Origin of the sequence: Pseudonocardia alaniniphila (assembly GCF_022524485.1) — a bacterium.
In the GTDB taxonomy this organism is placed as follows: Bacteria; Actinomycetota; Actinomycetes; order Mycobacteriales; family Pseudonocardiaceae; genus Pseudonocardia; species Pseudonocardia alaniniphila.
Window position 1 is genome coordinate 1 of the sequence record NZ_JAKXMK010000034.1, and the last position, 24,301, is coordinate 24,301.

At 72.2% G+C, this 24,301-nt stretch carries 19 protein-coding genes; 11 read left to right on the plus strand and 8 right to left on the minus strand.

Annotated features, from left to right (window positions below):
* The first annotated feature begins 193 nt into the window (after positions 1 to 193).
* Positions 194 to 607, plus strand: coding sequence for a hypothetical protein (locus tag MMF94_RS33055; protein ID WP_241041369.1), 414 nt, complete (start codon positions 194 to 196; stop codon positions 605 to 607).
* 63 nt (positions 608 to 670) lie between these two features.
* Positions 671 to 1,117: a TIGR03618 family F420-dependent PPOX class oxidoreductase gene (locus tag MMF94_RS33060; protein WP_241041370.1), complete on the plus strand. Its 447-nt coding sequence runs from the start codon at positions 671 to 673 to the stop codon at positions 1,115 to 1,117.
* Between the two features lie 197 nt (positions 1,118 to 1,314).
* Here the strand turns inward: MMF94_RS33060 and MMF94_RS33065 are convergent, their stop codons facing one another.
* On the minus strand, positions 1,315 to 1,797 hold the full coding sequence (locus MMF94_RS33065; protein WP_241041371.1) for a MarR family winged helix-turn-helix transcriptional regulator: 483 nt from the start codon (positions 1,795 to 1,797) through the stop codon (positions 1,315 to 1,317).
* A gap of 50 nt (positions 1,798 to 1,847) precedes the next feature.
* Here MMF94_RS33065 and MMF94_RS33070 point away from each other — a divergent pair, with 50 nt between their 5' ends.
* Entirely contained in the window at positions 1,848 to 2,306 is a 459-nt protein-coding gene (locus tag MMF94_RS33070) for a nitroreductase/quinone reductase family protein (RefSeq protein WP_241041372.1), read from the plus strand.
* Between the two features lie 78 nt (positions 2,307 to 2,384).
* On the opposite strand, the gene MMF94_RS33075 is transcribed toward MMF94_RS33070, so the two are convergent.
* Complete coding sequence (locus tag MMF94_RS33075; protein ID WP_241041373.1) at positions 2,385 to 3,308, minus strand: proline dehydrogenase family protein; 924 nt, start codon at positions 3,306 to 3,308, stop codon at positions 2,385 to 2,387.
* A 115-nt stretch (positions 3,309 to 3,423) separates the two neighbouring features.
* Here MMF94_RS33075 and MMF94_RS33080 point away from each other — a divergent pair, with 115 nt between their 5' ends.
* The 3 genes from MMF94_RS33080 (at position 3,424) to MMF94_RS33090 (ending at position 9,492) form a co-directional block, all read left to right on the plus strand.
* Entirely contained in the window at positions 3,424 to 5,091 is a 1,668-nt protein-coding gene (locus MMF94_RS33080) for a PucR family transcriptional regulator (RefSeq protein ID WP_241041374.1), read from the plus strand.
* Between the two features lie 59 nt (positions 5,092 to 5,150).
* Positions 5,151 to 6,776 carry an L-glutamate gamma-semialdehyde dehydrogenase gene (pruA, locus tag MMF94_RS33085; RefSeq protein ID WP_241041375.1) on the plus strand — a complete coding sequence of 542 codons (1,626 nt, stop codon included), beginning with the start codon at positions 5,151 to 5,153 and terminating at the stop codon, positions 6,774 to 6,776.
* Positions 6,777 to 6,864: 88 nt separating this feature from the next.
* Positions 6,865 to 9,492: an MFS transporter gene (locus MMF94_RS33090; protein WP_241041376.1), complete on the plus strand. Its 2,628-nt coding sequence runs from the start codon at positions 6,865 to 6,867 to the stop codon at positions 9,490 to 9,492.
* Here the strand turns inward: MMF94_RS33090 and pdxR are convergent.
* Positions 9,472 to 10,854, minus strand: a complete 1,383-nt coding sequence (gene pdxR, locus MMF94_RS33095; protein ID WP_241041377.1) for a MocR-like pyridoxine biosynthesis transcription factor PdxR — start codon at positions 10,852 to 10,854, stop codon at positions 9,472 to 9,474. The two genes, MMF94_RS33090 and pdxR, sit on opposite strands and share 21 nt — an antisense overlap.
* Before the next feature lie 60 nt (positions 10,855 to 10,914).
* Here pdxR and MMF94_RS33100 point away from each other — a divergent pair, with 60 nt between their 5' ends.
* The 5 genes from MMF94_RS33100 (at position 10,915) to MMF94_RS33120 (ending at position 16,874) form a co-directional block, all read left to right on the plus strand.
* The gene (locus MMF94_RS33100) at positions 10,915 to 11,583 is read left to right on the plus strand and encodes a pyridoxamine 5'-phosphate oxidase family protein (RefSeq protein WP_241041378.1); all 669 of its coding nucleotides are present in this window, start codon (positions 10,915 to 10,917) and stop codon (positions 11,581 to 11,583) included.
* An 80-nt stretch (positions 11,584 to 11,663) separates the two neighbouring features.
* Entirely contained in the window at positions 11,664 to 13,772 is a 2,109-nt protein-coding gene (locus MMF94_RS33105; RefSeq protein ID WP_241041379.1) for a prolyl oligopeptidase family serine peptidase, read from the plus strand.
* Positions 13,769 to 14,818, plus strand: coding sequence for a mechanosensitive ion channel family protein (locus MMF94_RS33110; protein ID WP_338104387.1), 1,050 nt, complete (start codon positions 13,769 to 13,771; stop codon positions 14,816 to 14,818). The genes MMF94_RS33105 and MMF94_RS33110 overlap by 4 nt, the downstream gene beginning before the upstream one ends.
* A gap of 34 nt (positions 14,819 to 14,852) precedes the next feature.
* Positions 14,853 to 15,236 (plus strand): globin, encoded by a 384-nt coding sequence (locus MMF94_RS33115; RefSeq protein WP_241041380.1) that lies wholly within the window; start codon positions 14,853 to 14,855, stop codon positions 15,234 to 15,236.
* Between the two features lie 48 nt (positions 15,237 to 15,284).
* Positions 15,285 to 16,874, plus strand: a complete 1,590-nt coding sequence (locus MMF94_RS33120) for a glycoside hydrolase family 13 protein (RefSeq protein WP_241041390.1) — start codon at positions 15,285 to 15,287, stop codon at positions 16,872 to 16,874.
* Between the two features lie 48 nt (positions 16,875 to 16,922).
* On the opposite strand, the gene MMF94_RS33125 is transcribed toward MMF94_RS33120, so the two are convergent.
* The 5 genes from MMF94_RS33125 to MMF94_RS33145 form a co-directional block, all read right to left on the minus strand.
* On the minus strand, positions 16,923 to 17,519 hold the full coding sequence (locus MMF94_RS33125; protein WP_241041381.1) for a thiamine pyrophosphate-dependent enzyme: 597 nt from the start codon (positions 17,517 to 17,519) through the stop codon (positions 16,923 to 16,925).
* Entirely contained in the window at positions 17,519 to 18,046 is a 528-nt protein-coding gene (locus MMF94_RS33130) for a thiamine pyrophosphate-binding protein (RefSeq protein WP_241041382.1), read from the minus strand. The genes MMF94_RS33125 and MMF94_RS33130 overlap by 1 nt, the downstream gene beginning before the upstream one ends.
* A 182-nt stretch (positions 18,047 to 18,228) precedes the next feature.
* On the minus strand, positions 18,229 to 18,855 hold the full coding sequence (locus MMF94_RS33135; protein WP_241041383.1) for a DUF8185 domain-containing protein: 627 nt from the start codon (positions 18,853 to 18,855) through the stop codon (positions 18,229 to 18,231).
* A gap of 122 nt (positions 18,856 to 18,977) precedes the next feature.
* Positions 18,978 to 19,394: an acyl-CoA thioesterase gene (locus MMF94_RS33140; protein WP_241041384.1), complete on the minus strand. Its 417-nt coding sequence runs from the start codon at positions 19,392 to 19,394 to the stop codon at positions 18,978 to 18,980.
* Between the two features lie 73 nt (positions 19,395 to 19,467).
* Positions 19,468 to 24,225, minus strand: a complete 4,758-nt coding sequence (locus MMF94_RS33145) for an NAD-glutamate dehydrogenase (RefSeq protein ID WP_241041385.1) — start codon at positions 24,223 to 24,225, stop codon at positions 19,468 to 19,470.
* Between the last annotated feature and the right edge of the window lie 76 nt (positions 24,226 to 24,301).

The following is a 24,301-nucleotide window of genomic DNA, read 5'->3' on the forward strand; positions in this document are numbered from 1 at the left end:
GCCCGCCAACGCCCCGGCGCTAGCGGAGATCGTTGCGAGATCGGGAATTGCGCCCTCGCGAGGGCCGATAGCCGGATCTCGCGCCGATCATGGCGGGCCGGCGACTCCGGGAGGGGGTGGCGCGGCGGCGGAGTTGTCCACAGGTTGTTCCGAACGGCCACGCGAGACGGGGGTCGGTCGTCAGGCTCGTGGCATGCCGATTCCGAACGCCGCAGACGCTCCGCTCCTGCTCACCGACGCCGACGTGCTCCGGCGCGTCACCGACCTGGTCGGCACCGCGGCCGTGGTCCGCCAACTCTGGGTGATGTTCGTCGACGGAGACTGCCGGCAGACTCCCGTCGTCATGCCGATCTCCGACCTTCCCGAGCACCCGGAGTCCGGCCCGCTCGACAGCCTCGCCGTCGTCCTGGCCGGGCTGCGCGAGGAGCTCACAACCGATCTCGGTCCGGGCTCGGTGATCCTCACGCTCGAACGACGCGGCCCCGACGCGGTACTGCCGGCCGACCGCGAGTGGAGGCGCGCACTGACGCTCACCTGCGAACGCGCGGAGATGGGGCTGCGCGGGCTCTTCCTGAGCACCGATGCCGGGGTGCGCCGCATCGCCTGAGGGTGGTGCGAGCGACGTATCGGGGGACGGCGATCGGGGCCGCAGGATGCAAGACTCGGTCGCATGGCTGCACCCGACCTGGCTCCGGTCCACCGCATCGTGCCGAAGGAGAACGGGCTCGCGAGTGTCTCCGTCGTTCGGGCCGACGGCACACCGCACTCGTCGCTGGTCAACGCGGGGGTGGTGAACCATCCGCTGACCGGTACGCCCGTCGTCGGGTACGTCACCTACGGTCAGGTGAAGCTGCGCAATCTGCGAGCCCGGCCGGCGACCTCGATCCTCTGGCGGGCCGGGTGGCAGTGGGCGGGCGCCGACGGGATGAGCGAGCTCATCGGTCCCGACGACCCCCTCGACGGCATCGACGCCGAGCGCCTGCGGCTGCTCCTGCGCGAGGTGTTCACCGGCGCGGGCGGCACGCACGACGACTGGGAGACCTACGACCGCGTGATGCGCGAGGAGCGCCGGGTGGTGGTGCTGGTGGAGCCGCAGCGCGTCTACGGCAACGCCTGACCCGCGCGCCGGTGGCGCTGATCGGGTGATCGCAGGCAATCCCCGTGGCAGGGCGAGCGCCGGCCGCTTCCGCGCCGGCGGCGACCGGCTGCTCATCCGTGCCGGCGGCACGAGCGACATCTCGGCCGAGGACCTCGCGGGGCCGTACTGGACGAGGCGGAGCTCCCCAGGTACGTCCGGCGACGGTTCGCCGCCGGCTACTGAGGTCCGTCCGCCGGCCCGTTTGCGACCAGTCCGCGGATCCGCTCGGCCTGCGCCAGCTGGAAGGCCCGGCCGCGCTCGAGGAAGTCTGCGATCACCGTGAGCTCGGCGATCGTGTAGCGCTGCAGCTCGCCGGTGCCGGCCTCCCCCACCGGCCCGTAGATCTCCTCCGCGCGCCGCCGGGCCGACGGTGTCAGCGCGACGACGGCGCGCCTGCGGTCGTCCGGATCGGGTTCGCGGGTGAGGTACTCGCGGGCCGTGAGCCGTTGGATCGCCGTGGTGGCTGCGGCCGGGCTGAGCCCGACGGCGGCGGCGACCTGCCCTGCGGTGAGCGCGCCGTCCGCCACCGCGCCGAGGATGCGCAGGTCCGTGCGGTTGACGCCGAGCAGGTCGGCGGCCGCCGCGTCCACGGCGTCGGCTGCGTTCCCGAACCGTTCGGCGGCCCGAGCGGCACGCTCGACAGCCAATTGCTTCGACACTCGAAGGAGTCTAACCTCAGGGAATCATTTCGACTGTCGAAGGAATATTCGTGGGTGCATCTCAGCTACCGTCGTGGCTCCCCGTGGCGAACCGGCTCGTCAAGGCCCTCCAGCGGGCCGGTCTCCCGCTCGGGACGATCCACGTCCTGACCGTCCCGGGCCGGGTCTCGGGTCGCCCCCGCGCCACACCCGTCTCGCCGCTCGTGGTGAACGGGCGCCGCTACGTCGTCGCGGGACTGCCGCGATCCGACTGGGCAAGCAACGTCCGGGCGGCGGGCCGGGGCGAGCTCGCCCGCGGGCGACGGCGCGAGGACGTCGCGCTGACCGAGGTGGCCGACCCGGATCTGCGCCGGGCGGTGATGCGGGCCTTTCCGACCGAGGTGCCCGGCGGGGTCGACTTCTTCGTACGCCTCGGGCTCGTCGAGCGGGGCACCCCCGAGCAGTTCGCCGCGGCGGCCGATCAGGTGGCCGTCTTCGAGATCCGCCCACACGCGGGGGTACGGACCTGACGGCCTCGCAGCCCGTCAGGTCTCCTCGCAGCCCGCCGGCACGCTGCGAGGACGCGCCACGTGCTGCGAGGTCGCCGGTCAGCCGCGGGTGAGCAGCGAGCGCGCGAAGAAGGCCAGGTTCGCCGGGCGCTCGCCCAGCCTCCGCATGAAGTAGCCGAACCACTCGGTGCCGTAGGGCAGGTACACGCGCACCCGCAGCCCTTCGGCCGCCAACTCGGACTGCGCGCGGGGACGCACCCCGTAGAGCATCTGCAGCTCGTAGTCCGTCGCCGTGCGGCTGCCACGTCCGGCCAGGAAGCGCGCGATCTCGACGAGCCGCGGGTCGTGGGTGGCCACCATCGGCAGGCCCTGCCCCGCCATCAGGATCTTCAAGCAGCGGACGTACGAGCGGTCGACCTCCGAACGGCGCAGGAAGGCGACCGAGCCGGGCTCGTCGTAGGCGCCCTTGCACAGCCGCACCCGCGACCCCGGTCCGGCGAGGTCGTGACAGTCGCCCTCGGTGCGGCGCAGCTGGGCCTGCAGCACCGCGCCGACCCACGGGTGATCCACTCGCAGGTCACGGACGATTCCCAGCGTCGAGTCGGTGGTGGTGTGGTCCTCCATGTCGACGGTGACGGTGGTGCCGGCAACGGCGGCCGCCTCGCAGATCTGGCGCGCGGAGTCCAGCGCGATCTTGTCGGCGTCCACCGCGAGGCTCTGGCCCAGGGCGGAGAGCTTGACCGATACCTCCACCCGGTCGGCCAGGCCCTCGTCGCGCAGGCGCCCGAGCAGCGTCCGGTAGGCGACCACCGTTGCCTCGGCCTGCGCCCGGTCGGTGGTGTCCTCGCCGAGGTGGTCGACGGTCACGAGCCGGTCGGCGGTGATCCGGCGGGCCGCCTCGACCGCGTCGTCCACGGTGGTGCCGGCCACGAACCGGTTCACCAGCGGGTCGAACGGGCCGGCCTCGACCGCGGCACGGACGGCCCGCGACCGCGCGGCGGCGAGCAGGGCGCTACGGAGCATGGGCAGGACCGTAGATCCGGCGCGTGCAGGCCAGGCTTGTCCGATTGGATAAGGTTCGGGGGTACCGCTCGTCCGAGCCCACATGGCTGCCGGAGCGACGAAGGGGCGACCGCCCGTGGACACCACCCTGCGGAAGGTTCTGGCCGCCGTCGGCGAACCGCTGGTCGACGTCGTGGAGTCACCCAGAGGGCTCGACGTGCCCGTCACGGGACTCACGATCGTCGACCCCGACGACGAACCCGACCAGTACATGGGGCAGCTCGTTCTGGTGATCGGAGCCCGGGGCCGCGATGCCGTGGCGGCCGTGCGCACGGTGGCCCGCGGCCGCGCCGCCGCCGTCGCGGTCAAGGCCGGGGACGCCGTCGACGAGCTTCGGGCCGCGGCGGCAGCGGCGCGCGTCCCGCTGCTCGTGGTGCGTCCCGACGTCCGCTGGGAACGGCTGGAGTCGCTGGCCAGGGACGTGCTGGACAGCGGGGGCGACCCTGCCGAGGACGGCCCGGGCGAGCTGTTCTCGCTCGCCCAGACGGTGGCACTGCTCACCCACGGCATCGTCAGCATCGAGGACACGGCCAGCCGGGTGCTCGCCTACTCGCGGTCCGACAGCGACGCCGCGCAGGTCGACGAGCTGCGCAGGCTGTCCATCCTGGGCTGGCAGGGCCCACCCGACTACCTGCGCATGCTGCGTGAGTGGGGGGTGTTCGACCGGCTGCGCACCGGCGAGGAGGTGGTCCACGTCGACGAGCACGCCGACCTCGGCGTCCGCCGCAGGCTCGCCGTCGGCATCCACGCAGGTCAGCGCCAGCTGGGGACGATCTGGGTGCAGGAGGGCGCCACACCGTTCGCCGAGCGGGCGGCAGACGTGCTGCTCGGCGCGGCACGCGTGGCGGCCGGGCACCTGATCCGCCGCCGCAGCCGGGAGACCCCGGGTGCGCGGTGGAGCCGCGAGCTGGTGACCGGGCTGTTGGACGGCCGGACGGACCCTGGCCTGGTCGCAGGCGTGTTCGGACTGGCCGAGCGCACGACGGCGCTCGTGGTCGCCTTCGCCGTCCGCGACCGCGGGTCGTTGCCGGCCGGGGACCCTGCGACCCACGAACTCAGCCTGGCCGAGCTCACCGACGTCGTCTCGGTGCACGCCGCGACCTACCGCCGCGCTGCGCTCACGGCGTCGGACGGGGCCCGGGTGTACGCCGTGCTGCCGGACGCGCCGGGGGACCGCCCGGATCCCGCGCTGCGGGCCATGTGCAGCGAGGTCGCGGCGATGACGCTGCGCCGCGCCGGTGTGCGCGTGCAGGCCGGGATCGGCTCGGCGGTGGCCGGGCTGGCCGGCGTGGCGACGTCACGGGGGGAGGCCGACCGGGTGCTCGACGCGATGCCGGACGGCCCCGGCGACCCGACCGTTGCCGCCTTCTCCGACCTGCGCGCCGAGGTGCTGCTCAACCAGACCCTGGCCCTGCTGGAGACGAGCCCCGACCTGCGCGATCCGGCGGTGACGCTCCTGGCCGCCTACGACCGCGAGCACGGCAGCGACCTCGTCGGCTCGGTGCTCGCGTGGCTCGACGCGATGGGGGACGTTCGCGTGGCCGCGGAGCGGCTCACCGTGCATCCCAACACGCTGCGGTACCGGGTGCGGCGGGCGGTCGCCGTGGGCGGACTGCGCCTCGACGAGCCCCGGGCACGGTTGATGCACCACCTGCAGCTGCTCGCGGCCGTCCGGGCGGACGGCACGCGCGCGGACTTGTTCGACCGGACAAGGGTGGATGCACATCGTCGTCCGCCTGAATGAACCGCAGGGCCGCGCACCTTCCTAGGGTTCTGGGCACCTGACCCCGGGGAGGCTTCGCCATGGACGCGATCACCAGCACGCCGCTGCCGCGCAACGAGCCCGTGCGCGACTACGCACCCGGCTCCCCCGAGCGCGCGAGCCTGCAGGCCGCGCTCGCCGAGCTGGGCGGGCAGCACCACGAGCTGACCGTCACGATCGACGGCCGCCGGCACATGCCCGCCGGTCCCCGGATCGATGTCGTCGCCCCGCACGACCACGGGCACGTGCTGGGCACCTACGCCAACGCCGGTCACGACGACGCCAAGGCCGCGGTCGAGGCGGCACTGCGGGCGGCGCCGGGGTGGCGCGCGATGTCCTTCGACGAGCGCGCGGCCGTGGTGCTGCGGGCCGCCGACCTGCTCTCGGGCCCGTGGCGGGACCGGATGAACGCCGCCACGATGCTGGGCCAGTCGAAGACCGCGATCCAGGCGGAGATCGACTCCGCGTGCGAGCTCGCGGACTTCTGGCGCTTCAACGTGCACTTCGCGCGTCAGATCCACCAGAACCAGCCGAACAGCGGCGCCGGCGTGTGGAACCGCATGGACTACCGCCCGCTCGAAGGCTTCGTCTACGCGATCACGCCGTTCAACTTCACCGCGATCGCCGGCAACCTGCCCACCGCACCCGCGCTCATGGGCAACACCGTGATCTGGAAGCCCTCCCCCACCCAGGGCCTCGCGGCGCACATGACGATGCGCCTGCTCGAGGAGGCGGGGCTGCCGCCCGGTGTGATCAACCTGCTCACCGGCGACGGGCGGGAGATCTCCGAGGTGCTGCTCGCCGACCGCGCGCTCGCGGGCATCCATTTCACCGGTTCGACGGGCACCTTCCAGCACCTGTGGCAGCAGGTCGGCGCGAACATCGGTTCCTACGCCACCTACCCGCGCGTGGTCGGGGAGACGGGCGGCAAGGACTTCGTGGTCGCTCACCCCTCGGCCGACGTCGACGTGCTGCGCACCGCGCTCGTCCGCGGTGCCTTCGAGTACCAGGGACAGAAGTGCTCGGCCGCCTCACGCGCGTTCGTCCCCCGGTCGGCCTGGTCCCGCCTGCGCGACGACCTCGTCGACGAGGTGGAGGCGCTCCCGATGGGCGACGTCACCGACTTCCGCAACTTCCTCGGCGCGGTGATCGACCGCCGGGCGTTCGACAAGGTGACGGCGGCGCAGCGGGCGGCCCACGACGACCCGTCGGTGGAGGTCGTGGCGGGAGGCACGGCCGACGACTCGACCGGGTACTTCGTCCGGCCGACGGTGATGGTCGGCTCCGACCCCGATCACGAGATGTTTTGCACGGAGTACTTCGGCCCGCTGCTCGCCGTGCACGTGTACGACGACGGGGATTTCGACCAGGTGCTGACGCACGTCGACCGCGGTGCGCCGTACGGGCTCACGGGCGCGGTGATCGCGCGGGACCGGGCCGCGGTCGCCCGCGCGAGCGAGGCGCTCAGATTTGCCGCCGGTAACTTCTACATCAACGACAAGCCAACGGGCGCCGTCGTCGGCCAGCAGCCTTTCGGTGGCGGCCGCGCATCGGGCACAAACGACAAAGCGGGCTCGATCTACAACCTCCTGCGCTGGGTGAGCCCGCGCACGATCAAGGAGACATTCGTCCCGCCGACGGCCACGGGCTATCCCCACCAGGGATAACTAGCCGGATGACCCTCCGGAACATCCCCGAAGGCCCATGTGTTTAGCATGGGACAAGTAGTTATTCGGGGCCGGCGGGAGTGGTCGAGTGACAGCGGCAGTGGCGGAGCGCGGACCGGAATCGGGAGGACCGGCGCGCGCAGGGGAGCCGGATTCCAACTACAAGTGGATCGCCATCTCCAACACAACCCTTGGGTTGCTGATGGCGACGATCAACTCCTCCATCGTGCTGATCGCGCTGCCCGACATCTTCCGGGGCATCGGCCTCGACCCGCTCGCGCCCACCAACACCAGCTACCTGCTGTGGATGATCATGGGCTTCCTGGTCGTCACGGCGGTGCTGGTCGTCGGGTTCGGCCGCCTCGGCGACATGTACGGCCGCGTCAAGATGTACACACTCGGGTTCGCGATCTTCACCGTCGCGTCCGTGCTGCTCGCCATCACCTGGCAGAGCGGTGGCGCAGGCGCGATGTGGTTGATCGGCTGGCGCGTCATCCAGGGCATCGGCGGCGCGTTCCTCTTCGCGAACTCCAGCGCGATCCTCACCGACGCGTTCCCCGTGCACCAGCGCGGCATGGCGCTCGGCATCAACGGCGTCGCGGCGATCGCCGGCTCGTTCATCGGCCTCGTGCTCGGCGGCGTGCTCGCGCCGGTGAACTGGCACCTCGTGTTCATCGTCTCGATCCCGTTCGGGATCTTCGGCACGGTCTGGGCCTACCTCAAGCTGCGCGACACCGGCCAGCGCAACCCGGCCCGCATGGACTGGTGGGGCAACATCACCTTCGCCGTCGGGCTCATCGCACTGCTGGTCGGCATCACCTACGGCATCCAGCCCTATGGCAGCCACATCATGGGCTGGACCAGTCCACTGGTGCTCAGCTGCATCATCGGTGGCCTCGTGGTGCTGGGGATCTTCGCGTTCATCGAGACCCGGGTGAAGAGCCCCCTCTTCACGCTGTCGCTCTTCGCGATCCGGCCGTTCACCCTCGGCAACAGCGCCAGCTTCCTCGCGGCGCTCGGCCGCGGCGGCCTGCAGTTCATCCTGATCATCTGGTTGCAGGGCATCTGGCTGCCGCTGCACGGGTACAGCTTCGAGCAGACCCCGCTGTGGGCGGGCATCTACATGCTGCCCCTGACCGTCGGCTTCCTCATCGCGGCGCCGGTGTCGGGTGTGCTCGCCGACCGCATGGGCGGACGCGGACTCGCCACCGCGGGCATGCTCGTCTCGGGTCTGAGCTTCGTGCTGCTCGAGATCCTGCCGATCAACTTCCCCTACCTCGCCTTCGCCGCCATCCTGCTGGTCAACGGCGTGGGCATGGGTCTGTTCACCTCGCCCAACCGGGCCGACGTCATGAACAGCCTGCCCGCAAGCTCGCGCGGCGCCGGCGCCGGGATGACCGCGACGTTCCAGAACTCGGCCACGGTGCTGTCCATCGGCCTGTTCTTCGGCCTCATGATCGCGGGTCTCTCCCAGCACCTTCCGGCAGTGCTGGAGCAGGGCCTGCTGCAGCACGGGGTGCCCGCGGCCGATGCGAGCCGGGTGGCCGCGCTGCCTCCGGTCGCCGTGCTGTTCGCCGCGTTCCTCGGCTACAACCCCGTACAGCAGCTCCTCGGCGACGTCCTGCCGACGCTGCCGTCCGACCAGGCGTCCTTCCTCACGGGCCGCAGCTTCTTCCCTGAGCTCATCTCCGGTCCGTTCCAGGACGGTCTCACCGTGGCCTTCTGGTTCGCCATCGCCGCGAGCGTGCTCGCCGCCGTGGCCTCGTGGTTCATCGGCGCACGGCGCTCGGCGGAGACCACGTCGGTCGGCGCGGAGCTCGCCTCCGTCGCGGGTGAGGCAGGGATCGGCCCGTCCGAGCTCGTGGAGGACTTCCCGACCGAGCCGCGGCACCCGGCCGCACCGCGGGTACTGACACCGGCGGTGGGCGAGATGCTCGGCGACGTTCGCACGGCCGCGGGCAGCGCCGTCCCCGACGGCGTCGTCACGCTGACCGATGCGAACGGACGCCAGGTGGCGCGCTCGGGCGTCGACCAGGACGGCCGGTTCTCCGTGCAGGGGCTGGCACCCGGTGCCTACATGGCCGTGGCCACGTCACCCGGCTTCCGCCCGGACGTCACGGCGCTCGTGATCAACGGTGCGGGCGCCGTGCACCACTTCGCCCTGCGCGGTGACGGCACCGTCACCGGGACCGTGCGCGCGGCCCGTCACGGCGCTCCTCTCGCCGACGCGATGACCCTCGCCACCGACGCGACGGGCCGGGTCGTGGGCAGTACCCGCACCGGCCCCGACGGCACGTTCACGCTGGCCGGGCTTCCCGCCGGCCGGACCACCGTGACCGCGAGCCTCCCGGGTCACGCCCCGGGCGCAGCCGCGGTGCAGGTAACCGCGGACGCTCCGACGGTGGTCGAGGTGCTGCTGCAGTCCACGATCGCCGCGCTCAGCGGCCGGGTGACCGGGGCCGGAGGCGCGCCTCAGCCGTTCGCGACGGTGGCCGTCACCCGTGCCGACGGCGAGACCCTGGCCGCTGCCACGACCGGTCCGGACGGAACGTTCGAGATCGTCGGGCTCGAGCCGGGCGACTACACGGTGGTCGCCACCGCGCAGAACGCGGCGCGGGTGCAGCTGCCCGCGGGCGAGCAGTGCAGGGTCGACCTGAACCTCGCCGGCAACAACGGCGCGCCCGTCGACGCCGGCTCAGCGGTTCGCGTTCAGTAACGCCAGCACGTCCCCGGCCACCGCGAGGCCGCGCTCCAGCGCGGGCCGCGGTGGTTCGGCGTATCCGAGGACGATTCCCGCCCGTCCCGGCTCCCCCGCGTGGTGACGGGCCAGCCCGTCGAGCGTGACGGCCCTGGCCGCCGCCGCGTCGATCACGGCACGCTCTGCCGCGGCGTCCGGGAGCGGGACGACGATGTGGGCGCCTGCGGCGTCGCCTTCCAGGACATGGCCTGCGGTGCGCACCGCGGCCGCCACCGCCGCCCGTCGCTGCGACAGCTCGCGGCGCAGCCGCCGAAGGTGGCGGGCCAGGTCACCGTGCGCGGCAAGGGCCACGAACACGCGCTGACCGGCAGGCGCGGGCCGGGTGCCCGTGTGACCGCGCAGGTCGAGAACGGCGGAGCGCACGGCGGGAGGCGCCACCAGCCAGCCCACGCCGAGTGTCGGGGTCAGCAACTTGCTCGCCGTGCCGAGGTGGGCCACGACGTCCGGGCCGAGCGCGGCGAGCAGCGGTAGCGGGGCGACGTCGTAGCGCAGTTCGCCGTCGTAGTCGTCCTCGATCACGAGGAACCTCTCGGCCCGGGCCCGCTCCACGAGCGCCATCCGGCGAGCGGCCGAGAGCCGCGCCCCGAGCGGGAACTGGTGCGCCGGGGTGCAGTAGACGCCCGCGAGCCCGGCCGGGAGAGCCTCGACCACCAGCCCCGCCGCGTCCACCGGCACCGGCGTGACCACGAGCCCGGCCGTCCGGAGTGCGGCGACCGCACGCTGGTATCCCGGTTCCTCGACGGCGACCCGCGAGCCGGGCGGCAGTGTGCGGGCCAGCTCGGCGACCGCTGCCGTGCTGCCGGCGGTGGCGAGCACCTGCGCCGGGTCGACCGCGAGCCCCCGGTGGCGCAGCAGGTGCTCCACCACGGCGGCCCGGAACGCCGGCACGCCGACGGGCTCCGCAGCCGCGTCCGGTGGCGGATCGGCCGCCGCGCGCCAGGCACGTCGCCACGCGGCGCGGTCGAGCGCTTCGAGGCACGGGGCGCCCGGCCACAGGGAGATCGGCCGCGGCTCGCGCTCCCTGCCCTGCCGCGACGGAGCCGTCTGCCGGGCCGGGCCGGGCGGACCGGCAGGCGCCCCGACCACGAACGTGCCCGCTCCGCGGCGCCCCACGGCCCAGCCCTCGGCGAGCAGCTGGTCGTAGGCCGCGGCGGTGACCGTGCGGCTCACCCCGAGGGTGGCGGCCAACTCACGGGTTGACGGCAGCCGGTCCCCCGCCCGTAGGCCGCCGCCCGCCGTGACCGCCCGCAGCGCGTCGGCGAGCTGCACGGCGAGTGGCCGGTCGGCGTTCCGGTCGAGGGCCAGCGGCGGCAGCTCCATGAGTGGCCTTCCGAATGCGGGCGGGATTGGCCCTGCCACGATGCCACTTCCCGGCCCACGATGGGCCCTGTGAGCCTCTCTCCCACCCTCCGCAGCACCGTCACCCGCCTACGCGAGCGGGCCCGCACGAGCCGGGACGACCTGTACGCCGTGCTCGACGCGGGGCTGGTGTGCCACCTCGGGCTGGTCCGCGACGGCGCCCCGGTGGTGCTACCCACCGGTTACGGACGGATCGGGGACACCGTCTACGTGCACGGGTCCACCGGGGCCGGCTACCTGCGAATCGCCGACGGCGCGCCGGTCTGCCTGACCGTGACCCACCTCGACGGGATCGTCTACGCCCGCTCGGTGTTCCACCACTCGATGAACTACCGCAGCGCCGTCGTGCACGGCACGGCCCGGGCCGTGACCGACCCCACCGAACGGCTCGACGCGCTGCGAGCGATCGTCGAGCAGCTCTCCCCCGGCTCGTGGGAGCACGCCCGGCAGCCGACCACCCGCGAGCTCGCCGCCACCGCGGTGTTCGGCATCGATCTCACGGAGGCGAGCGTCAAGGTGCGCACCGGCCCCCCCGGCGACGACGACGGCGACATCGAGGAGGGCGGCAGGTGGGCGGGTGTGCTGCCGGTACGCACGGTCTTCGGACCGCCGACCCCCTGCCCGAAGCTCCCACGGAAGACGCCCACACCAGAGCACGTCCACGTAAGAACCCTGGTTGTGGAGCCGTAGTGCTGTCGAGACGGGGTATTTGACAGCACTACGGCTCCGGAACGGTGAGCCGTGATCGGCGTGACGTAACCTCGGCCCGCGTGGACGTTCCCCACCCCTACCCCGATGCCGAGCGGCTGGACCTCGTCGAGGACCTGCACGGGTATCGGGTTGCTGATCCCTACCGTTGGCTGGAAGACCCCGAGGACCCCCGCACCCGCACCTGGTCAGCCGCGCAGGACGGGCTGACCAGACAGCACCTCGACGCCCTCCCCGGCCGCGACGGCCTCGCCGCGACGCTCACCGACCTACTCTCCGCAGGGTCGGTGTCGGCGCCGCAGTGGCGTGCCGGCCGGTCGTTCTTCACGCGACGCGAGCCCGGCCAGGAACACGCCGTGCTCCACGTCCGCGAGACGGACGGCGCCGAGCGAGTGCTGCTCGACCCGACCGCGGTCGACCCCACCGGCCTCACCACCCTCGACGCCTGGGTGCCCGACCTCGAGGGCCGCCGGCTGGCCTACCAGCTCTCCAGCGGCGGCGACGAGTACTCCGTGCTGCACGTGCTCGACGTCGAGAGTGGCGAGGAGGTCGAGCCCCCGATCGACCGCTGCCGCTACTCGGCCGTGGCGTGGCTACCGGGCGGCAGCGAGTTCGTCTTCGTCCGGATGGTGGAGGAGGACGAGGCGCCCGACGGTGAGCAGGCCTTCCATCGGCGCGTGTGGCGTCACCGCGTGGGCACGCCCACGGAGGACGACGAGCTCGTCGACGGTCCGGGGCTCTACGACGAGCACACCTACTACGGGGTGCGCGTCTCCCGCGACGGGGCGTGGCTCGTCGTCACCGGCAACGTCGGCACGGCGCGCCGCGACAGCGTCTGGATCGCGGAGCTCGGCGAGAAGACCGGGCCCCTCACGCCGTTGCTCACCCAGGCCGACGACGTGCAGTGCAACGCCTGGGTCGAGCGCGACGGGCTGCTGTACCTGCACACCACGGACGGCGCGCCGCGCTGGCGGCTCGCGGTCACCGATCCGCGGACCCCGGGTCGCGAGCACTGGCGCGAGCTGGTCGGCGAGGACGCCGGTTCGGTGCTGCAGGCGGTGCGGCGGCTGGAGCCTGCGCCCGGCACCGACGGTGAACCGCTGCTGGTGCTGGCCAGGGCCCGGCACGCGGTGGCCGAGCTGACCCTGCACACGGCCGCTGACGGGGCACCGGTTCGCACCGTGCCGCTGCCCGGCACCGGATCGCTCACCGGGCTGTCCGTCTCCGACCGCGACACGCCTGAGCAGGCGGGACGCGTCTGGCTCGGCTGGACCGACCTCGTCACCCCACCACAGGTGCACCGGTTCGATCTCGCCACCGGCGAGACCACGCTCGAGGCCACCGCACCCGGCGCGGTCACCGTGCCCGCGGTCCGCACGGAGCACCGCGCGTTCACCTCGGCCGACGGCACCACCGTGCGGATGTTCGTGATCGCGCCGGAGGGACCGACCCGCACGCGACCGGCACTCGTCACGGGCTACGGCGGGTTCGGGATCAGCCGCGAGCCCGCCTACACGGCGCAGGCCCTGGCCTGGGTGGCGGCCGGTGGTGTCTACGCGCTGGTCTCACTGCGCGGCGGTGGCGAGGAAGGCGAGGACTGGCATCTCGCCGGCAACCGGGCCGACAAGCAGAACGTGTTCGACGACCTCCACGCCGCGGCCGCCGCGCTGATCGACGCGGGCGATACCACGGCAGGGTCACTCGCGATCATGGGCGGCTCCAACGGCGGGCTGCTCGTCGGGGCAGCGCTCACGCAGCGACCGGAGCTCTACCGGGCCGTGGTCTGCTCGGCCCCGCTGCTGGACATGGTGCGCTACGAGGAGTTCTCGCTCGGCCGCACCTGGAACGACGAGTACGGCACGGCCGCAGACCCCGAGGAGCTGGGCTGGCTGCTGTCCTACTCGCCCTACCACCACGTCCAGCCGGGCGTCGCGTACCCGGCGGTTCTGTTCACGGTGTTCGACTCCGACACCAGGGTGGACCCACTGCACGCGCGCAAGATGTGCGCCGCCCTGCAGCACGCCACCACCGGCGACCGGCTCGAACGGCCCGTCCTGCTCCGCCGCGAGACCGACGTCGGTCACGGTGCCCGGTCCGTCTCGCGCACCGTCGCGCTCGCGACCGACCAGTTGGCGTTCCTCGCCGCGCACACCGGGTTGGAGCTCTCGTGATCACATTCGCGATGATCCCCGGCGGCATCCTCGCCGAGTCGTTCCTCCCGGTGCGCCCGGCGTGTGCCGACGACGCCGGCTCGCTGTGTGCAGCGATCTACCAGCTGACCAACAACGACTTCCTGGCCCGCTCCGCCGACGCGATCATCACCGGAGCGCTGCAGATCGCGCTGATCGTGGCGCTCGCCTGCGCGGCCCGGTTCCTCATCCACCGGGCCATCAACCAGATCGTCGACGGCGCCACCAGCTCCCGGCTCACCCGGCTCGTCGGCCGGGCCCCACGGCTCCGCGCCCCGCGGTTCCGCGCGCCTGCCGCCGGCGGCAACGGCAACGGCAACGCTCCGGTGTCACAACGGCGGGCGCAGCGGGCCCGCACGATCGGATCGGTGCTGCGCTCGCTCAGCTCCGTGGTGATCCTGCTGATCGGCTCGGTGATGGTGCTGGCCGAGTTCGGCGTGGCGCTGGGCCCGATCCTCGCCTCGGCCGGCATCGTCGGCGTCGCGGTCGGCTTCGGCGCGCAGAACCTCGTCCGGGACTTTCTCTCGGGCATGTTCATGCTGCTCGAGGACCAGTACGGCGTCGGTGACATCGTCGACCTCGGCGAGGCGAGCGGCGTGGTGGAGTCCGTGGGGCTGCGCATCACCACGGTCCGCGACGTCAACGGCACGGTCTGGTACGTCCGCAACGGCGAGATCCTCCGGGTCGGCAACAAGAGCCAGGGTTACGCCGTCGCCGTGGTCGACCTGCCACTCGGGCACAGCGCCGACATCACCGAGGCCACCGAGATCGTCGCCACCACCGCTCAGAGCCGGGTCGCGGAGAAGGACGTCGCCGAGTCCGTGCTGGAGGCGCCCGAGGTGCTGGGCGTCGAGAAGGTCGGGCCGGAGGGCGTCACGCTCCGGATGACGGTGAAGGTCAAGCCGGGCCAGCAGTTCGCCGTGCAACGCGCCCTGAACGCGGCGGTCACCGACGCGCTCGACAACGCCGGCGTGCCCCGCCCCGGCGTGCTCCCCGCACCCACGACGTTCCGTCCGTCGGTGCCGTGAAACGCGGCTCCCGGAAGCGGAGGATGATGGACGCGTGACCGATCCCCAGAACTTCTACGCCGAAGTCGGCGGAGCACCGGTCTTCGACAAGATCGTGTCTCGTTTCTACGAGCAGGTCCGCGAGGACGAGGTGCTCCGCCCGCTCTACCCGGAGGACGACCTCGACGGAGCCGAGGTTCGGCTGCGGATGTTCCTCGAGCAGTACTGGGGTGGTCCGCGCACCTACTCAGAGCAACGCGGGCATCCCCGGCTGCGGATGCGGCACGCGCCGTTCCGCGTCGGGCCGATCGAGCGCGACGCGTGGCTGCGCTGCATGCGGATCGCCGTCGACGAGGCCGGGCTGGAGGAGCAACACCGGGCGCAGCTGTGGCAGTACCTGACCTACGCCGCCGCGAGCATGGTCAACAGCGACTTCTGACGACCGGCCGGGGCAGTACAACCCTCTGATCAGCACGGGTTTGGCAAGATCTCGTCCGTGCATTGGTGGCAGAACGCCGTCGTCTACCAGGTGTACGTGCGGTCGTTCTCGGACTCCGACGGCGACGGCGTGGGCGACCTCGAGGGCGTCCGGTCGCGGCTGGGCTACCTGGAACTGCTGGGCGTCGACGCCCTGTGGCTCACGCCGTTCTTCACCTCGCCGATGGCCGACCACGGCTACGACGTCGCCGACCCGAGGAGCGTCGACCCCGTCTTCGGCGACCTGCGCACGTTCGACGCGCTCGTCACCGACGCCCACGAGCACGGCCTGCGCGTCATGATCGACCTGGTGCCCAACCACACCTCCACCGAGCACGAATGGTTCCGGGCGGCGCTGGACTCCGTGCCGGGCAGCCCGGAGCGGGCGCGCTACCACTTCCGTCGGGGCCGAGGCGAGGAGGGCGAGCTTCCGCCGAACAACTGGACGAGCGTGTTCGGCGGCCCGGCCTGGACACGCGCGCTCGACCTGGATGCCGCAGGCGAGTGGGCTCCCGGCGGGTGGTATCTGCACCTTCTCTCGCCCGACCAGCCCGATCTGAACTGGACCAACCCCGAGGTGTGGGCCGACCTGGAGAAGACGCTGCGCTTCTGGCTGGACCGGGGGATCGACGGCTTCCGCGTCCACATGGCTCACGGCATGAGCAAGCCGGACGGACTGCCCGACAACCGGGGCGGCGACGAGGGTGGCGCAGTGGGATTGCTGGCCCCGATCGACGGTGACCCGCGCTTCGACCACGACGGCGTCCATGACGTGCACCGGATGATCCGTGCCGTGCTCGACCACTATCCCGGGCGCACGGCGATCGGCGAGATCACGGTGGGCGACGACGAGCGCTTCGCCCGCTACGTGCGATCCGACGAGCTACATCTCGGCTTCAACTTCCGGCTCCTGCAGGCGCCTTTCGACGCCGCCGCCGTGCGGGAGGCCATCGAGCACTCGCTCGCCGCGGTGAAGTGGGCGGGCGCCGCACCGACCTGGACGCTGTCGAACCACGACGCGCCCCGTCCCGTCAGCCGCTACGGCGGGGGCGCGCTCGGCCGGGCGAGGGCGCGGGCGATGACGCTGGTCGAGCTCGCGCTGCCCGGCGCGGTCTGCCTCTACAACGGCGAGGAGCTCGGCCTGCCCGACGCCGAACTGCCCGACGCCGAACTGCAGGACCCGATCTGGGAACTCTCCGGCCACGCCGAACGCGGACGCGACAGCTGCCGTGTGCCGATGCCGTGGGAGGGCGACGCGCCCGGTCACGGCTTCACCAGCGGCCAGCCGTGGTTGCCGATGCCACCGGAGTACGGCGAGCTCACCGTGGCAGGCCAGCTCGAGGACACCACTTCCACGCTGTCGCTGATCCGCCGGGCCGTGGAACTGCGTAAAACGCATCCGGCCTTCACAGGGGACGGCGTCGAGTGGTTCGGGGCACCGAGCGGCTGCTTGGCGTTCCGCCGCGCCGGCTCCACCCTGGTGTGCGCCCTCAATACCTCCAACAACGCTGTCCCGCTCCCACCGGGCGATCTATTGCTGGCCAGCGGCCCGTTGAACGGCAATCTTCTCCCCCCGGACACGGCGGCCTGGCTGGCCTGACGCCGCGTAGCCGGCTCACGTCCGCTCCCGAGATGCAGTGGCAGCGTCCTAGAAGGTGCCGAACCCGAGCGCGGCCCGGAACCGGTTCTTGATGTGGACCCCGTCGCGAGCCGGCAGGGCTCGGGGCGGCTCGTCCGTGTCGATGAGGACCTGCGTGAAGGTCGGGCCGCGCCGCGCGCCGATCCGCTCGGCCACCCCGTTCGCGCCGTCCTGGCGGTCGACGCGCACCGAGTCGGCGATGCCGAACCCCCGGGCCACCAGTGACAGATCGGTACCGAGGCTGGTGTGGCTCGGCTGCATCCCGGTCTCGCCGTAGTGCCCGTTGTCCAGCACCACGACGTTGAGGTTCGCCGGCTGCTGAACGCCGACGGAACCGAGCGCGCCGATGCCCATCAGCTGCTCGCCGTCACCGGTCAGCACGACGACCGGCACGTTCCGCTGAGCGACCGCGAGCCCGAGACCCACCGGCACGGCAGCGCCCATCGCCCCCCACAGATAGAAGTTGCGATCGCGGTCGCCCGCGGCGAACAGGTCGTAGGACGGGGACCCGAGCCCGGTCACGAACAGGGTGTCAGCCGGGACGGCCGCGACCAGGGCTGCGACGAACGCCCGCCGGTCGATCCGGGTCCGCGCGACGGTCGTCATCAGTTGCGCTCCCACTTCTTGCGTCCGATCAGGCTCTGGCTCAGCAACACCGCGTTGCGCTCGCCTGCGAGGAAGGTCGACTCCAGTGCGGCGCCGACGATCTCCCCGACCTCGTCGGGGCGCTCGGCCCGGTGGACGTTGATGCCCATCAACTCCAGGACGCCCTGCGTGCGCCGCCCCATCGGCCCCTGCCACGGGTTGAACTCCGCGTACTCGCCACGCATCGTCACCAGCGTCAGAAAGGGGAAACGGCAGCTGTCGAGCAGCGAGAACATGTTCACGCAGTTGCCGACGCCGCTGCTCTGCATCAGCAGCGCGGCCCGCTGCCCACCCAGCCAGGCCCCGGCGACCACACCGACGCCCTCCTCCTCCGTCGTGAGCACGACGTCGGTGATGTCCGGGTCGCTGCGCGCCGCGCTGATCGCGTACGAGTGGCCCGCGTCCGGCACGAACGCGATCTGCCTGATCCCACCCTGCTTGAGGACGTCGAACACGTCCTTCTGCCACGAGTGCTCGACGGCCTCCATGCGGCTCCTCTCGTGTTGCGTTGTCGAACTCCCCTGCACGGGAGTACTCCAGCACTGGGCACCGACGCCAGCGCGAGCGTCAGTGCGCGGCGGGAGCCGCACCGTCGAAGTTCGATCACGGAGGGCGCGGGATGGGGCCGGTCGACGCCACCACCGAGACCCGAGGGACGCACCGTGCGGCGTCAGGCCAGCAGCAGAGGCAGCGTCGTGACGCGGCGACGGACCACCGCGCCGTAGCGGGCATCGAGCCGCAGCCAGCTTCCGGTGGCCGAGACGCGCACCGCACCGGCGCCGGGGTCGCCCAGGAACCCCATGCCGGACAGTGCGAACAGGCAGCGCAGCGGGATCTTGACCACGGGCCCCGCCGAGTTGGTCACGGTGAGCACCGTCTGATCCAGCAACGACGCCGGCGGGCCGAGCGGCCCCGCGTTCTCCCTGGCCAGCGCGAGCCCGCGCTCGGTCACCGCGTCGACCTCCGCGGCCGGCACGTCGTCAACGGGTGCCCAGCCCTCGTCCGGCGGCAGGTCCCCCGGCCACAGCCCACCGGCCCCGGGGTCGACCGTCTCGGCACGGTCCACGGTGAGCGCCGTGAGCAGACCTGCACCCGGCACCGTGACGTCGGCGGGATCGAGCGTGCCGTGCACCGAGCGCGAGGCCAGCACGTCGAACGGGGTGGTGGCCCACGCCGTGACGGTGCCGCCGCTCGCCCGCAGCCGCACGATCGCCGCCTGGTCGAGCCGGACCACCCGCGCCACGAAAGCTCCGAGATCGCCTCGCTCAGCGGGGTCGGGAACGGTGAGCGCTGTCATCACTCCGCCTCCGCGGAAAAAAGTACGTCGGCGGTCATCACTCCGCCTCCGCGGAAAAGAGTACGTCGGCGGTCATGACTCAACCTCCGCAAGACGAAGCACGTCGGCCGTTATCAGGCGGGTCATGCGGCCCATCTCCCCAGGAAAACGCGCTCGTCGTCGGTCAGCCGTCGCGGCCGCTGCGCCGCGAGGTCGAAGGTGGCCATCCGCGTCCAGGCCTCGACGGCCACCGGATCGCTCTCCTCCGGTCCGTCGTGCATCTCGTAACAGATCCGGAACGACGCCGCACGCACCTCGTCCACCCACATCCCCACCCGCAACGGGTGTGGTCGATACGGGATCTGCCGCCGGTACTCCACGTTCAGACCGGCGACCAGCAACCCGTGGGTGAAGCCGAGTATCCCGTCGGCCGCCGCGGTCTCGAAGAACAGGTCGATCCGCGCCTCCTCCAGCAACGTCACCGCGCGGGCGTGGTTGAGATGCCGGTAGGAGTCCTGATCGGTCCAGCGCAGGGGCACCTGCGTGACGAAGCGAGTCACGCCGCTCACCCTTTCAGGACGGTCCGGACGGCCGGGCACCCAGGGTGCCCGATCCGTCCGGCCGATGAATGGTTCAGCGAGCGAGCCCGCGCAGCTGCCGGGAGATCACCGAGAGGGTCGCGAGGTCGAGCTGCCCCGCCGTGCCGACCTCGTGCAACGCCGCCCTCGCCCGCACCAACCGGGAGGCGTTCGCCTTCTCCCACTGCGCGATGGCCGCATCCACCGGAGTGCCCGGCGCCGCCTCGCGCAGGCCGTCGAGGGTGATCGCCCGCAGCGACGCGTACAGGTCGTCACGCAGCGCGAGCCGCGCCAGCGCGTGCCAGCGGTCGCCGCGTTCCAGCGCGGAGACCGAGGTCAGAGCCACGTCGATGCCCAGGTGCTCGGACAGGCCGAGGTACAGGGCTGCCACCTCGTGGGGCTCGCGCGGCTCCCGGTCGCGCTCCGCCAGCTCGGTCAGCTCGACGACGTCGAGCATCCCGTAGCCGTACATCAGCGCCGCCGCCCGCAACGCGAGGTCCCCGGGCACCCCGGCCGACCGCAGCTCCGCCGACCGCTTCTCGACGGCGAGAAGCTCCCGCCCGCGCATCAGCCGCGGCAGCTCGGCGCGCAGCTCCCGCACCGTGGCGGCGAAGCGCGCGGTCTCCGAGGCGACGGCCAGCGGCTGCGGCCGGTTGGTGAGGAACCAGCGCGACGCCCGGTCGAGCAGCCGCCGCGTCTCCAGCACGATCTGATCCGACACCGCCGTGGGGATCTCCGGTGCGCGCACGGCCTCCCACAGCTCGGGCAGGTCGAACACGGTGGTGACCACGGCGTAGGCACGCACGGCGTCGGCGGCGTCGGCCGAGAGCTCTTCGCCGAGGCGGAACGCGTAGGTGATGCCTGCGCCGTCGACCATCTCGTTGACCAGCTGCGTGGTCACGATCTCCCGCCGCAGCGGGTGGCCGGTGATCGCCGCGGGGAAACGGCTGCGCAGCGGGTGCGGGAAGTACTCCGGGAGCCGGGCGGCGAACGTCACGCTGTCGGGAAGGTCCGTGGCCAGCACCTGGGTGGTCAGGTCGAGCTTGGTGTGCGCGAGCAGCGTGGCGAGCTCCGGGCTGGTCAGTCCCGCGCTCGCGGCCTCGAGCGCGGCGAAGCCCCTCTTGTCGGGCAGCACCTCGAGCTTCCGGTCCAGCCCGTGACGTACCGCAAGGTCGCTGGTGAGCCTGCCGTGCACGTTGACCATCGCCGCGGCGTGCGCCCGCGCGATGCCCAGCACCGCGTTCTGGTCGCGGTTGTCGTGCAGCACGAGATCCAGCACCTCGTCGGTCATCTCGACGAGCAGTGTGTCCCGACCGGTCTTGTCCAGCTCTCCCGCTGCGACGAGCCGGTCGAGCAGGATCTTGATGTTGACCTCGTGGTCGGAGCAGTCGACGCCTGCCGAGTTGTCGATCGCGTCGGTGTTGATCTTGCCCCCGCGGCGGGCGAACTCGATGCGCCCGCGCTGGGTCAGCCCGAGGTTGCCGCCCTCGCCCACCACCTTCACGCGCAGCTCGGCGGCGTCGGCCCGCACGGCGTCGTTCGCCTTGTCCCCCGCGTCGGCGTTCGACTCGTCGGTCGCCTTCACATACGTGCCGATCCCGCCGTTCCACAGCAGGTCGGCCGGGGCGCGCAGGATCGCCGCGATCAGCTCCGGCGGGCTCAGCCTCGACACGTCCTCGGCGAGCCCCAGCGCAGCCCGGATCTCCGGCCCGACAGGAACGGACTTCGCCGATCGGGGCCAGACCCCGCCACCCGCGCTGATCACCGAGCGGTCGTAGTCGTCCCACGACGACCGCGGCAGCGCGAACATCCGCTCCCGCTCGGCGAAGCTCCGCTCCGCGTCGGGGGACGGGTCGACGAAGACGTGCCGGTGGTCGAAGGCCGCGAGCAGCCGGATGTGCGGCGACAGCAGCATCCCGTTGCCGAAGACGTCGCCGGACATGTCGCCGACGCCGACGACGGTGAACTCCTGGGTCTGCGTGTCGATCCCGAGCTCACGGAAGTGGCGCTTGACGCTCTCCCACGCGCCCTTCGCCGTGATGCCCATCGCCTTGTGGTCGTAGCCGACCGACCCACCGGAGGCGAACGCGTCGCCCAGCCAGAAGCCGTAGGACGCGGCCACCTCGTTGGCCGTGTCGGAGAACCTGGCCGTGCCCTTGTCGGCCGCGACCACGAGGTACGAGTCGTCCGCGTCATGGCGGACCACACCGGTCGGCGGGATCGTGACGCTCGGCTTGCCCTCGTGGCTGACCAGGTTGTCGGTCAGGTCGAGCAGGCCGGAGATGAAGGTGCGGTAGCAGTACTCGACCTCGTCGGGGCCGGGGTCGGCCCGGCGCACGATGAAGCCGCCCTTGGCCCCGACCGGCACGATCACCGCGTTCTTGACCGCCTGTGCCTTGACCAGACCCAGGATCTCGGTGCGGTAGTCCTGCGGACGGTCGGAGTAGCGCAGACCGCCCCGGGCGACCGGCCCGAATCGCAGGTGAACGCCCTCCATCCGCGGCGAGTACACGAAGATCTCGAACCTCGGCCGTGGCGCCGGCATGTCGGGCACCGCGGTCGGATCGATCTTGAACGAGAAGAAGGGACGCTCGCGAAACCAGTTGGTGCGCAGCGTGGCGCTGATCATCGCCAGGTAGGAGCGCAGGATGCGGTCGGCGTCGAGGCCCGTGACGGCGTCGATCAGGCCCCGCACCTCGGTGAGCGCTGCATCCATCTCCCGCTCGCGGTCGTCGAGAGCCGGGTCGAAGCGGGCCCGGAACAGCGCGAGGAGGGCCCGCGCCACGTCAGGCTGCGCGAGCAGCGTGTCGGCCATGTACTGCGCCCCGTAGGGCGAGCCGAGCTGCCGGGCGTAGCGGGCGTAGGCGCGCAGCACGGCGACCTCACGCCACGGCAGCCCGGCTCGCAACACGAGCGCGGAGAACCTGTCGGTCTCGGCGTCACCGCGCCACGCAGCGCTGAACGCCATGGAGAAACCGCGTTCGATCGCCTCCTCGGTGCGCTCGGCCAGCACAGCGCTCGTGGCGTCGTCGACCTGGAGCCCGAAGTCGTAGAGCCAGCAGCGCAACCCGTCGGCCCGGACGAACTCCGACGGGCGCTCGTCGAGCACCTCCACACCGAGTTGCTGCAGCAGCGGCAGCACCGAGGTCAGCGTGGCGGGCGCCCCTGCGAGATAGAGGCTGAACCGCCGGTCCACGCTCCCGGTCGACGGACCCTGCGCCGTGTAGAGGCGCACATCGAACGCGCCGGGACCGGCCAGTGCGGCGACCCGGCGCAGATCCTCGACGGCGTGCTGCGGTGCCACGGCCGCCTTGTAGGGCTCCGGCACGCCGGGCAGGAGAGCGGCGAAATCCGCTGCCCCGGGCTGGCTGAGCAACCGGTCGTCCCACGTGCGGGCGGCCTCGGTCAGCTCGTCCTGCAGCGCCTGCACGTCGACGTCACCGAAGCCCGACGCGTTCGTATCCGTGTGCACCGTGAAGTGCACGAGCGCGAGGTTCGACTCCGAGACGCGGGCGTTCTGGTCCACGCTGCGCCCACCGAGGCTGCGTTGCAGCACGTCGGCCATCCGGAGCCGGGACGCGGGCGTGTAGCGGTCGCGGGGCAGGTAGACGAGGCAGGAGATGAACCGCCGGTAGGGGTCGGGCCGCAGGAACAGCCGCACTGCCCGCCGCCCGGCCACGGCGAGCACACCCACCGCTGTGTCGTGCAGGCGCTGCTCGCTCGCGCTGAACAGCTCCTCCCGCGGCAGCCCGGAGATCACCTCGAGCATCTGCTGACCGGAGTAGGACTCCAGCGGGAACCCGGCGCGGCGGATGGCGTTGCGCACCCTGCGCTCGATGACCGGAATGTCGAGGACGCTCTCGTACAGCGCCGCGACCGTGAGCATGCCGAGGAAGCGGTGCTCGCCGACGAGCCGTCCGTCGGCGTCGACGGTGCGCACGGCCAGGTAGTACGGGTGCACGGGCCGCAGCGGGCTCAGCGCGTTGGCGCGCGTGAGCACCAGGACGTCGCCGGGGCCGTCCCCCAGGTCGACCCGGGGGGTGAAGGTCTCGGTGATCCCCTTCTCGCTCCGCAGCACGCCCAGCCCGGACTCGGGGACAGCCCGCAGCTCCCCGGAGTCCTCCGGCACCGTGTAGCAGCGGTAGCCGAGGAACGTGAAGTGGTCGTCGGCGAGCCAGCGCAGCAGCTCCGCGACGTCGGACGGGTCCGTCCCGCCGGGTACGGCAGGCTGCGCGGGCAGCGCGTCGGCAACCTCTCTCGCCTTGGCGGCCATGGGCTCGACGTCGTCGACCACCTCACGCACGTCGCGCAGCACCCGGCCGAGCTCGCGCTCCAACTCCACAGAGTCGATCTGGGCGGGGGTCAGGTCGAGATGGATCCACGACTCCACGAGCGCACCCGGTGGCGGAGCGGCCGGGTCGGCCTCGGTCAGGACCTCCGTCAACTTGCCCTCGTCGGTGCGGCGCACGACGACGATGGGGTGGATCAGCCGCTGCACATCGCCGCCCACCCGGCCGACGCCGGCCAGCAGTGACTCCACCAGGAAGGGCATGTCGTCGGTGACGATCTCCACCACGAGCCCCACCTGGCCGCTGGAGTCCGGGGCGGGCTCAGGGGCACGAACGCGGATCAGCGGCTCGCCACGGGCCCGTAGCCGGGCGAGCTGGAGGTGCCCGCGAGCGGCGGCCCGCAGCAGAGGCAGATGATCGCCCCGCTCCAGGTCAGGGGCGTGGCGGGCGTAGAGCGCCCCCAGGTCGGTCAGCTCGGGGTCCGGCGCGGGAACTGAGTCCCGTTCACGGGTCCGGCTCGTCACAGGCAACTCCGGAGATCGACGGCGGCCAGGCTTTCAGGCCGGTCACCACGGGGTTCCCCCATGCCGACCTTGCCAC

Coding starts and splice junctions, on each gene's coding strand:
- MMF94_RS33055 (WP_241041369.1), top strand. CDS start 194: ATGCCGATTCCGAACGCCGCAGACGCTCCGCTCCTGCTCACCGACGCC.
- MMF94_RS33060 (WP_241041370.1), top strand. CDS start 671: ATGGCTGCACCCGACCTGGCTCCGGTCCACCGCATCGTGCCGAAGGAG.
- MMF94_RS33075 (WP_241041373.1), bottom strand. CDS start 3,308: ATGCTCCGTAGCGCCCTGCTCGCCGCCGCGCGGTCGCGGGCCGTCCGT.
- pruA (WP_241041375.1), top strand. CDS start 5,151: ATGGACGCGATCACCAGCACGCCGCTGCCGCGCAACGAGCCCGTGCGC.
- pdxR (WP_241041377.1), bottom strand. CDS start 10,854: ATGGAGCTGCCGCCGCTGGCCCTCGACCGGAACGCCGACCGGCCACTC.
- MMF94_RS33100 (WP_241041378.1), top strand. CDS start 10,915: ATGGGCCCTGTGAGCCTCTCTCCCACCCTCCGCAGCACCGTCACCCGC.
- MMF94_RS33125 (WP_241041381.1), bottom strand. CDS start 17,519: ATGACGACCGTCGCGCGGACCCGGATCGACCGGCGGGCGTTCGTCGCA.
- MMF94_RS33130 (WP_241041382.1), bottom strand. CDS start 18,046: ATGGAGGCCGTCGAGCACTCGTGGCAGAAGGACGTGTTCGACGTCCTC.
- MMF94_RS33135 (WP_241041383.1), bottom strand. CDS start 18,855: ATGACAGCGCTCACCGTTCCCGACCCCGCTGAGCGAGGCGATCTCGGA.